The organism is Actinophytocola sp. (assembly GCF_035634895.1).
In the GTDB taxonomy this organism is placed as follows: domain Bacteria; phylum Actinomycetota; class Actinomycetes; order Mycobacteriales; family Pseudonocardiaceae; genus Actinophytocola.
On record NZ_DASQCC010000038.1, the window covers coordinates 25936 to 36977 of the forward strand.

7 protein-coding genes are annotated in these 11042 nt (G+C 66.1%); 4 read left to right on the forward strand and 3 right to left on the reverse strand.

Annotated features, from left to right (window positions below; genetic code table 11):
- Positions 1–30: 30 nt before the first annotated feature.
- The 4 genes from VET29_RS06435 (at position 31) to VET29_RS06450 (ending at position 7699) form a co-directional block, all read left to right on the forward strand.
- Positions 31–1506, forward strand: a complete 1476-nt coding sequence (locus VET29_RS06435) for an effector-associated domain 2-containing protein (RefSeq protein WP_324915872.1) — start codon at positions 31–33, stop codon at positions 1504–1506.
- The gene (locus VET29_RS06440) at positions 1503–2540 is read left to right on the forward strand and encodes a MoxR family ATPase (RefSeq protein ID WP_324915875.1); all 1038 of its coding nucleotides are present in this window, start codon (positions 1503–1505) and stop codon (positions 2538–2540) included. Before VET29_RS06435 ends, VET29_RS06440 begins: the two co-directional genes overlap by 4 nt.
- Before the next feature lies 1 nt (position 2541).
- A complete protein-coding gene (gene fxsT / locus VET29_RS06445; protein WP_324915876.1) occupies positions 2542–6927 on the forward strand; it encodes an FxSxx-COOH system tetratricopeptide repeat protein in 4386 nt (1461 codons plus the stop codon).
- Between the two features lie 208 nt (positions 6928–7135).
- Positions 7136–7699 carry a hypothetical protein gene (locus VET29_RS06450; protein WP_324915879.1) on the forward strand — a complete coding sequence of 188 codons (564 nt, stop codon included), beginning with the start codon at positions 7136–7138 and terminating at the stop codon, positions 7697–7699.
- Between the two features lie 14 nt (positions 7700–7713).
- On the opposite strand, the gene VET29_RS06455 is transcribed toward VET29_RS06450, so the two are convergent.
- The 3 genes from VET29_RS06455 to VET29_RS06465 all read right to left on the reverse strand — a co-directional run.
- Entirely contained in the window at positions 7714–9315 is a 1602-nt protein-coding gene (locus VET29_RS06455; RefSeq protein ID WP_324915882.1) for an aKG-HExxH-type peptide beta-hydroxylase, read from the reverse strand.
- Positions 9316–9499: 184 nt separating this feature from the next.
- A complete protein-coding gene (locus VET29_RS06460; protein WP_324915884.1) occupies positions 9500–9688 on the reverse strand; it encodes a hypothetical protein in 189 nt (62 codons plus the stop codon).
- Positions 9689–9789: 101 nt separating this feature from the next.
- The coding region (locus VET29_RS06465; RefSeq protein ID WP_324915886.1) for an acyltransferase domain-containing protein at positions 9790–11042 on the reverse strand (1253 nt) is incomplete at its 5' end.

Here is an 11042-nt window from a genome sequence, read left to right on the forward strand (position 1 = left end):
ACCCGTTAACGTTGGAAGGGAGCAGTCCTCGTGACGTCGCTGGGCAACGGCGGCACACTGTGGCCGCTTGCCAAAGCGCTGGCGAAGCTTCCCTGCATGCACACGCTTCGGGACAGAGTATTCGTCGTGCAACTGTTAGAAGACCGGCTGGACGCCATCCTGCAGATCGACGAGGACCCGAGCGCGGTCAGGCACTGTTTCAACATCCTCAAGGCCTGTAGCCGGCGTCCGGATGGACTGCAGGCGCTACTCGACGTCGTACGTGAGCTGGATGAGGGCACTATTCATCTCCGAGACTTCGGGAGCATGATTACGGCGTGCACCGTGTCGCCGCTGTGGCCTGACGAGGAACGCGAACGGCTCTTCGCGTTGTTGTCGGGGATGATCTTCAAGGATCTCGTGGACCTGTATCGCGAGGTGGCGGGGGACGGTGCGCCGGAGTTGCCCGCCGAGACCAGCTACAGCGAGGTGTTCCTCACCTTGGAGACGTTGAACGCCGACGTGACCGGCCTGCCGAAGCCGATTCTGTTCGTCGAGCACCTGGCGAGCGGACGGCGTTCGGAGTTGTCGATCGAGCTGCGCCGGTGGGCGGACCGCCAGGCGAGCAGGCTCGGCGTCATCACCGAGTTGCAGAAGATGCGCCGCGAGCTGAAGGCGCCGCCACCAGGGCCGCCGCCGAACTCCCCTGCCTATCTCGTGCTGATGCTGCGCCGAATCGGGCTGTCGGGCGATGCGTACCAACTCTGCAGCTGGTCGCAGCTGGACCTCTCGGAAGGGTGGCATCCCGAGCGCGGTGACGACTTCACGGGCACAATCAACGAGGTCAGACGCCAAGTCGCGACGCTGATCGAGTCGGTGGAGACGAAATGGGCTCGGTACCAGCCGGACATCAGGATCGAAATGGTTCTTTCGGGTGAACTGTTGAATCTCGATGTCGACCAGTGGCCATGGGAAGTGAAAAGCACACTTCCGCCGGTCCCGATCGGCTGTCGTTACGCATTTGCAATTCGATCATTGGAGCGAATGCAGGCAGGGCATTGGCACCGTTTCTGGCATACCCGCTGGAGTGTTCTCACTGGTCAGCTCGAAAAAGGCGCGATCGAGCCGGACTCGCACCGCCGGGTCGAGGCCGATGACAACATCCGTAAGCTGGTCGCCGATTTCGAGAACAACCCGAGCGTGGTCTCCCTGATGCTGAGCAAGCCGCCCGAGCCAACGCAGGATGGCGGGGAAGAGGTCGCCGTCGGGTTACGCGCTGGTCTGCCGATCATCGTTTGGTCTCGTGAGGACTGCGATTCCGAAGAGTTCTTGACCGCGGTGTGGGATCTACTGCATGGTGATGGTCAAGGGGACGTTCTGCAGCGGGCGAAACAGATTCGGTCGGCGGCATACCAGAGCCACGCCACTCACGTCGGCCATCATTTCGCGCTGCTGTGGGACGACCCGGAACGAGTGGTCGTGCCGGCCGATCTTGGTCCTCCTCGTGATCCCAGGGAGGCGGCGTGAGCGCGGAAGCCGTGGGACCCAACCGGGTGGACTGGCATGTCTACCGCGGTACGGGGCAGTCGGGATTCGTGAGGAGGCTGCCGGATCCGCCGCCGTGGCGTCGTTTCTCCGGCGAGCCGGTGTCCGAGGTCCCGGAGGGTGACAGCGGTGACACGAACCGGCGCATCGGCGGTGTGCCAGGTGCGGCGTGGATTCCGAGTCCCCACGAGGTCTCGATGGTCAACGCCGCGATCTATCTGCGGCGCCCGCTGTTGGTGACCGGCCGGCCCGGCACGGGGAAGTCGAGCCTGGCGTACCTGATCGCCCGCGAGTTGGGCCTGGGCCCGGTGCTGCGGTGGGGAATCACCTCGCGGACGGCGCTGAGGGAGGGGCTGTACGCCTACGACGCGATCGGGCGTGTGCAGGAGATCAACGCGCGGCAGGGTGCCGAGCCGGACATCGGCCAGTTCGTGCATCTCGGGGCGTTGGGGACGGCGTTGCTGCCGTACGAGCGGCCGAGAGTCCTCCTGATCGACGAGTTGGACAAGAGCGACATCGACCTGCCCAACGACCTCCTGAACGTCTTCGAGGACGGGTACTTCGAAATCCTCGAACTGGAGCGGCTCGCGGCGCGCCACCCGGAGGTGACGGTGCTGACCGCCGACCGCGACGGCTCGGCCGTGGTGCGGCGGGGCCGGGTACGGTGCCGCGCGTTCCCCGTCGTGATCATCACGTCGAACGGCGAGCGCGAGTTCCCCGCCCCGTTCATGCGGCGGTGCCTGAAGCTGCACGTCGAGCCGCCGACACCGCAGCAACTGGGTGCGATGGTGGCCGCCCAGTTCGGTGACACCGATGGGGTGGACATCGCCCGGCTGATCGCGGAGTTCCAGGCGCGCAGTGAGGAGACGGGTGGTCTGGCGTCCGACCAGTTGTTGAACGCGGTCCACCTGGCGATGGAACTGGCCACGTCGGGCGCGTACCAGCCGGACGAGGACTGGCAGGAACTGCTGACGGCGATCTGGCATCCGCTGACCTCCACGTCGGAGGCTGGATGAGATGAGCGGCCTGCCACTCGACGATCCGCCGGAAGGCGGACCCGGCCTGGACTCGGGCGTGCTGCCGCACCTGGATGTCCAGGAGGTGGCCCAGTCCCGCCTGACCACGGCCGACCTGGAGTGGCGAGAGATCCGCGACGCCCTCTGGCTGGCCGGCACGCTGTATCCGACGGATTCGCCCGAGCCGCCACCCCCGCCACGCCAGTCGACGCCCACATCGTCACCGGCGAAGTCGCCAGAGCCTCCTACGCCACAGCCTCCGTCGACCGACTCGAAGCCGGCCCCCGAGGAGCCGCCACCCTCGTCGCCAGGTGTGCCGTCCAACGGCACCGAACCGCAGGACTGGTCGGTAGGGCGCCAACACGCGGTACGGGGCGTGGTGGCGGACCGGGGAGTATCCGCGGCCCCACTGGTGTGGCCGACGACACCGGCGTTGCCGAACGGCGGGCTGATCGCACGGGCGTTGCGCCCGCTGGCGCGTCGCACACCGTCCCCGTGGCGCATGGAACTGGACGAGGAAGCGACGGCGGAACGCGCGGCGCAGGACAGGATGTGGGTGCCGGAGTTCCAACCGGAGTCGTGGCACAGGTTCGAGCTGGCGATCGTCGTGGACACCGCCGGCGCCGCGGAAGTCTGGCAACAGATGGTCCGCGAACTGTGCGACCTGCTGCGCAGACAGGGTGCGTTCCGAAATATCCGGATACTGCTGCTGGACGGCGAGAGCACCGAAGACGTCGTGCTGCGCACCGAGGGTGGCGCGGTGGCGGGCTGGCGCGACCAAATGGATCCGACGGGCCGGACCCTGTTCCTGATACTGACCGATGGCATAGCCGATGGCTGGCGGAGCGGGGCGGTGACCAGAGTCCTGGCGGCGTGGGCCAGGTATACGCCCGTGGCGCTGGTCAATTTGCTTCCGCAACGCCTGTGGCACTGGAGTCGCCTGACCCCCCGTCGTGTCGCACTGAAGGCGGCGTTCCCGGGGGTGTCGAACACTCGCCTACAGGTGCGTACCGAGGCGGGCCTGTCCATAAAGGACGATACGGCGGTCCCCATCCCCGTACTGGGCCTGGAACCGGAGTGGTGGTCGGCGTGGGCAAGGCTCATCTCCGTCCCGGGCGGCGGCTGGGTCAGCACCACGACGGTCTTCGTGGAACCGGACGCGGTGGTAGAGGAACCGGTGGTCGAACCGGAAACGGTGACGGACGAGATTCCACCGAGAGAACGCGTACTCAAATTTCGAACCTTCGCCTCGGTGCCGGCCTTTCAGCTGGCGGGTTTGTTGGCCGCCGTCCCCCTGACGTTGCCGACCATAAAGCTGGTGCAAAGGGTGCTCCTGCCGAATGCCGACCTGTCCGCGATAGCGGAGGTGGTGCTCGGCGGGCTACTGAGGAAAACGAGCCTACGGCCGGATGACGAAGATGCGGTCGGCTACGAGTTCCACAAGGGCGTCCGCGAGGAGCTCCTCTCGAGAGGTCGACGCAGTGACACCGTCCGTGTGGCCCGCCTGATCGGCGACTATCTCGGTCCACGTAATCCGATCGTGCGTAATTTCCGCGACGCACTGGCTGACCCGGACAACACCCCAGACCTGGAACCGACCGCTGAGGCGCGCCCGTACCTCCGGCTACAGGAGGCGGTGTTCCGTGCGCTGTCGGGCAAGTACGCCCCCAGAGCCGGGCGCCTACGCAACCAGTTGCGCAAAGAGGAGCAGCTGAAGCCCCCAGCAGGCGACCAGGATGCGGACGTCAGTAAGATCACCGCGCCTGAATCGTTTCCGCAGCAGCCGCTGGGGGGTCCACCAATGACTGACGTGCCAGGTCGGTTATCGGAAGAAGGAGACGGCATGACCGCGCCGGAGTCAACTCGCTCGGAGGAAAGTGCGCGGACTCTGGCCCGCCAACCCCAGATCTGGGGCGAGGTGCCCCTACGCAACCCGGACTTCGTGGGTCGCGAAACTCTCCTCAGCCAATTGCGGGCCCGGCTGCTGGAACCGAGCGAGCGAGCCACCGCCGTACTCCCCGAGGCACTGCACGGAATGGGCGGCGTCGGCAAGTCGCAGACCGTCGTGGAATACATATACCAGCACGCGTCGGAATACGATCTCGTGTGGTGGATACCGTCCGAGCATCCCTCGAACATCCGGAAGAGTTTCGTCGATCTGGCAAAGCGGTTAGGTGTCAACGTCAGCAGCGCGGAGACAGCGGCGCCGGCCGTGCTCGAATCGCTGCGCAGCGGTGAGAAGGGCCGCCGATGGATCCTGGTCTTCGACAACGCCGAGGACCCGGATGCCGTTCGCGGATTCCTGCCGACCGGTCTCGGTCATGTGGTGGTGACGTCCCGAAACGCCGACTGGGCCGGGGTGGCCCGTACGGTCGAGGTTGACCTGTTCACCCGCGAGGAGAGCAAGGAACTGCTGCGTCGCCGGGGTGGTGGCAACATCACGGACTTCGACGCGAACACCCTCGCCGAGGCTCTGGGGGACCTGCCGCTCGCGGTCGAGCAGGCCGCGTCCTGGCGTGCGCAGACCGGCATGCCTGTGGCCGAGTACGTCGAGTTGCTGGAGAAGAACAGCGCGGAACTGCTGAAGGCGGGTACTCCACGCAAGTACGAGATTCCTGTTGCGGCGGCATGGAATGTGCCACTGGAGCGACTGAAGGTCGACCAGCGGGGAGCGCTGGAACTGTTGCAGGTTTGCGCGTTCTTCAGCCCGGAACCGATCTCCCGCAGACTGTTCGCGGGCGTGCGCGGCGCCGACAAGGTGCCCGAAGCACTGGCGAAAGCGTTCAGCGATCCGATCCGACTGAACCAGGCGATTCGGGACATCAACCGTTACAGCCTCGCGAAGATCGACCACTCCCGCAACACCATCCAACTACACCGGCTTGTCCAGGCGGTCCTCCGGGACAAACTGGACCCCTCACAATGGGACAACATGCGCCACACAGTTCACCTGATGCTTGTCAACGGAGACCCGGGAGACCCGGAGAACAGCGCCAACTGGCCGGTCTATGCCGACCTGCTGCCGCATGCGATCAACTCCCGCGCCGTCGAATCCGAGGACAACTGGGTACGTACGCTGGTCACCAACCTGGTCCGATACCTGATCGCGGCCGGCGACTACAAGGGCGCGCTCAGTTTGGCGGAAAGCGCCTGGGAGGAATGGAAGAAGACACTGGGCGAGACCGACGTGAACACCTTGGTCATGGGTCGACATGTCGGCAACGCCTTGTTCCGCGTCGGTCGAACCGAGGACTCCAGCAAAGTCAACAAACGCGTGTACGAACTGATGAACGAGCACCTCGGCGAGGATCACGAGGCCACCATCGCGATGGATGAGGCCTCCCTCAGCGATCTCCTGGCCGAGGGCAAGCTGACCCAGTTGCGTGACCGCTCCGCGAACATCGTCGAAAACGCGCGGGGCGCGTTCGGTGACGACGACCCGAACACGTTCAACTACGCCAACAGCTATGCCGCCAGACTTCGTCTCACCGGTGAGTATTTCGCGGCTCGGGATCTCGACCAGGAGACCTTGCGTCGTAGGACGGCGGTCCTCGGCGCCACGCACGCGTCAACCCTGAACACCCGCAGCGGTTTCGCCATGGACAACCGTGAGTGTGGCTTGTATGTCGAGGCCTGTGAGATGCAGGAGGAGACGAGCGCTGTCGCCACGGAGGTCCTGGGGAGGGACCACCCGTTCACGATCGGTGGCGACCGATGTCTGGCGGTGGCACGGCGCAAGGCCGGGTTGCATGCCAAGGCCATGGAGCTCACCGAGGATGTCTACAACCGCTATCGCCTCCGGCACGGTGAGCGGCACATCGACACGGTGACCTCCATGATGGATATGGCTACGGAGCTCCGGCAGATCGCCGATCTCGAGAAGTCGTTGGACTTCGGGGTGCGCAGCGTCCGCGACTTCGAGCAGGTCTTCTACGACAAGCACCCGTTCACGATGATCGCGACGACCAACCTTGCCGTCACCCGCCGCCTCATCGGAGATGTCGACGAGGCACGGAAACTGAACGAGCGTGCCGTCGCCGGGTTCCTCACCCGGCTGGACGAGGACCACCCTTATGTCCTGGTCACTCGGGCCAACCTGGCCAGTGACCTCGCCGAGCTGGGCCGACTCGATGAGGCCCGCCGACTCGATGAGGACATCCTCGATCGGTGCACGAGGAAGCTGGGACCGGAGCATCCGACGACGCTCGCGATCGCGCACAATCTCTCGATGGACCTGAACCTCCTCGGCAACCCCGACGAGGCGGCGATCCTGCACACCAAGACGACCGCGAGCTTCCGCAAGGTACTCGGCGACAATCACCCGGCCACGCAGGCCGCCAGCCAGAATGTCCGCGCGAACTGCGACACCGACACCATGCAACTATGACCAACACGAAATGTCGAGCCCATCATTCTGAGAGCGCGTGCGGATCCACGATCTGTCCTCGGAACGTTAATTTGGTGCGTGCGGTTGACCTTCATCGGGAATCCGGTGCTCGGTAAATCTGCGGTGTCTCTGCGGAGGCAGTCAGATATCATCTCCTGTTCGCGCGGCGAATGCAAGATTTTCAGGAGAGGTTGTGGAGACATTTTGTATGGCCGATGTCGTCGACTTCGGTAGCAGTCGGCGGACCGCCGCGGACCTGCTGGCGCTGCTCGCCGGCCTGCACAAAGCCGTCGAACACGCCTGTGAGTCGGCTGGGATTCCCCTGTCTTCCTGCAGGATGGAGGAAACCGGCGACGGCTTCCTCATCTCAGCGCCCGAGGATGTCGGGAGATCCGCGTTCGCGGGCGTCTTCCTGACCGATCTGAACAATGAGCTGCGTCACCACAATGAGAGACATCCACCAGGAGCGCAGATCAGGTTACGGCTCGCCCTCAACACCGGAGAGGTGACGAGAGACGCCAACAGGGCGGTCAGCCTTGGCATCATTCACACGCAACGCCTGCTCGACTCCAGGCCACTGAGAAAAGCGATCGAAAGTTCGACGGCGGTGCTGGCGGTCATTGTATCCAGTGCTTTCTACCGGGACGTCGTTCGGCAGGGTGAGGAGTTCGTGCCCGCCGCGTATTGGAAGGTCCTGGTAAACATCAAGCAGACCCGGGACTACGCCTGGATCAGGCTGTTGAACGATGACGTCCCACCACACCGCGACTGAACTCGCTGGGGGCTTCACCGAGAAGAACCGAGCCAGGCCGACAGTGCGGCCGGGTCGGGGAACTCTCCGCAGAGCGCGTGGACTCGACGGTGCACCGCCACCGTGACTTCCGGGTGATCGAGTAGCGCGGTCGCGTTCCGGTTCTGTGCACGCAGTGCCAGCCCCAGGCCGACCCACGCCTGTGCGTCGCCGGGTTCCCGGTGGAGTCGTTCCTCGTAGGCCGCGGCGGCACCCGGATAGTCGCCCGTGCACAGGGCGGCGTCCGCGCGGGGGGTCGTGCCGGGCAGCGTCGCCGGGCGGGAGATCAGCGACCTGAACAGCTCCGGTTCGGCTGCCTTGGCACGCAACAGCGTGCGCCGGTTCGCGGGTAGGCGTCGCTCGTTGCCGGGCAGGATGCCGGAGTTGTTGGTCCAGACCGGTGGTGCGGTGTCGGTCAGCCACGCCGCCGCCAGTGCGTTGACCGTCGTGGCGTCCGGGTGGGCGTGACACAGTCGCCACAGGGCCTGGTGGTCGTCGAGAATCGCGGCGATGGTCCTGGTCATCGTCGCGCCGACCGGGGACTGCTCGCAGATGGCGAGGCGTGTTGACACCGCGTCGACCAGCGCCGTGCCCGGCCGGGTCAGCTGCTCGCTCGCCGTCAACGTGTCGAGAGCCCGTCGTACCTGCGCGCGCCGGAACGCGACCTCGAAGGCGATGTGGCGGGCCTCGGGTTCCTGGGCGGTCGGTTCCTGGGCCAACCAGAACTCGATGCCGCAGGTGAAGGCGTAGACGCCGTGTACGACTCCGATCAGTGGACGTGGATCGTCCCGCCACGGCGCGAAGTGCCGCGCACAGTCGTCGCCGTCGGTGAGTTTCACCAGTGCCAGCAACGCGTTCAGCTTCGAGTGCTGGAGCTCGTGCACGAGTGACTCGGCGAACTCCGTCGCGGACTGGTTCAGGGACAGACCCACCCCGCCGAAGGCGGCGGACGCCGACGCGCCCACGGTCTCGACATCTGGTTCGATGGGCACGAGCATGCGAAGGCCGGCGGCCAGCTCTCGCGCGTACCGGGGATGGTTGAGCGTGAGCACGTCCCAGGCCTCGTCGACCAGCTTGTGCCATTCCGCGGACTCGTCGTCCGTCAGGGCAACGGGACCGACGGGCTCGCCGAAGTCGTGGTACGGGTCCGTGCCATCGATCCACACCTGCAGCGTCATGCCCCGGCTGGCGTTCAGATGTCGCCTCGCCGGTGTGAACGCGGGATCCGTGCCATCCAGGGAGACGCTGACGGCGTGGTTGACGTGGAGCCGCGAACTCGGCCCCGCACACGAGACGTTCACCGAACCGGCGGGAAACGTGCCGGGAACCCGCAGGTGCCCGACGGTCGGGAGGGAGACGATCCCGTGCCAGACCGGCACCCGTACCGTGCAGTGACAACCGCACCTGATCGCGGCCGCCGCGGCGATCAGGCTCAGGTAACCGAGTTCCTGCCACGGGGTGATCTGGTCGGCCCGCGTGTGGTGCAGCGCACGCGCCAGCCAGACGCCGACGGTCGGGTACATGAGGATGTCGGCCACCGCGTCGGGATTCCGGTGTTCGGCCTCGGCCAGTACCCGCCACGCATCCTCTGGCTGCACCTGCCTGCCAGCGGCAGCGGGATTTGCCCGCAGTTGGTCGAGTAGTGCGCGGAGTGCGAGTCGGCGATGGCTGTGCTGAGAGTTCTGGAGCAGCGCCATACTGTCGCCGGTGATGGGACCGGCGCACAACTGGGCGAACGCATCCCGAGTCAGCCGGTGCGTGGTCAGGGCTTCCCCCGAAGAGTCAGTTGCGGCTGCCTAGCCGCGAAGCTTGCACCTGGACTTCGTCCCCCGTGACGTGTTCGGCCGCCGCGTACATCCGGTTCAGCGCTTCTATCAGCGCCGATGTGCTGAGGGTCCGCAGCTCGGCCAAGGGGACAGCCGTCACGTCGACTACCTGTGAGTCGAGATCAGCGTCCGTCAGGTTTGCCATGGCGTCTCCCCGAACTGTCACAAGGTCTACGCCAATTATACCTGCTTTCCAGGGCTTTTAAGGAGGTCGTGTTGCCGCGCCGGTTGTCCCGTTCCTGTCAGCTACGCGGATCGGCGGAGTTGTGGGGGGCTTGGCAGGGTGATCGGGGGTGGTTGTGGGGAGAAGGAGTGACCGTCCACAGTGGAGCCTGTAGTGAACAGGTGAGCGAATGCCTCGGTGATTGCCCTGGTCTCGGGGTGCTTGCCGCATAGTGTCGGGATCGTGGTGGCGGTCGGGGCGCAGTCCTGGACCATCGGGGTGAGGGCGGCGTCCGGGCCGAGTTCCACGAACGTTCGTACGCCTCTCGCTGTCAGGATCGTTACCGCGTCGGCGAAGCGGACGGGGGATCGTGCTTGGTCGGCCCAGTGGCCTGCGTCCAGCCGGGGGTGTTCGCCGGTGGCTGTCGAGATCAAGGGGATTGTCGGGCTGTGGTGGGGGATTGTCGCCGCTATTGCCGCCAGCTTGGGGAGTATTGGCGCCATCAGTGGGGAGTGGAACGCGTGGGAGACCGGTAGTGGCCTCGTCTTCCTGCCTCGGTCCGCCAGTTCCTCCGCTGCTGCCAGCGTCGCGGCCGACTCGCCTGAGAGAACCAGCGACGTGGGGCCGTCGATCGCCGCTATCGACACCGTGTCGGACAGGAGGGGGGCTACCTCGGCCTCCGTTGCCTCCACCGCGAACATCGCGCCTCCTCGGGGGAGGGCCTGCATCAGGCGGGCTCTGGCCGCCACCAGGTGGGCGGCGTCCGCCAACGTCCATACGCCCGCCACGTGTGCTGCCGTCAGCTCGCCTGTCGAGTGGCCCGCCACGTAGTCGGGGGTCGCGCCCCACGACTCCAGCAGTCTGAACAGTCCCACCTCCAGCGCGAACAGGGCCGGCTGCGCGAACTCCGTCTCGTGTACCGCTTCGGTGTTCAGTACTTCGTTCAGTGGTCGGGGGAGGTGGGGGTCCAGCGCCCCGCACGCATCCTCGTACGCCGCCCTGAACGCCGGGAACGCCGCCGCCAGCTCCGTGCCCATGCCCGCATGTTGGGCACCCTGGCCGGTGAACAGGAACGCCACGCCCCGGCGGGCCCTGCCGGTGACCACTGTGGACGAATCGGCGCCGGACGCCAGTGCTCGCACGCCCGCCAGCAGCTCGTCGCGGGTCGTGCCCGTCACCGCGGCTCGATACGGGAGTGCCGGGCGGGTCGACAACGTGGCGCCCACCGAGGCCGGGTCCAGGTCCACCGCGGTCGTCGCCAGCCATGCGGCCTCCTCGCGGAGCTCCTGCTCGGTCGCCGCCGACAGCAGCCACGGCAGTACCCGCGGCGTGGTCG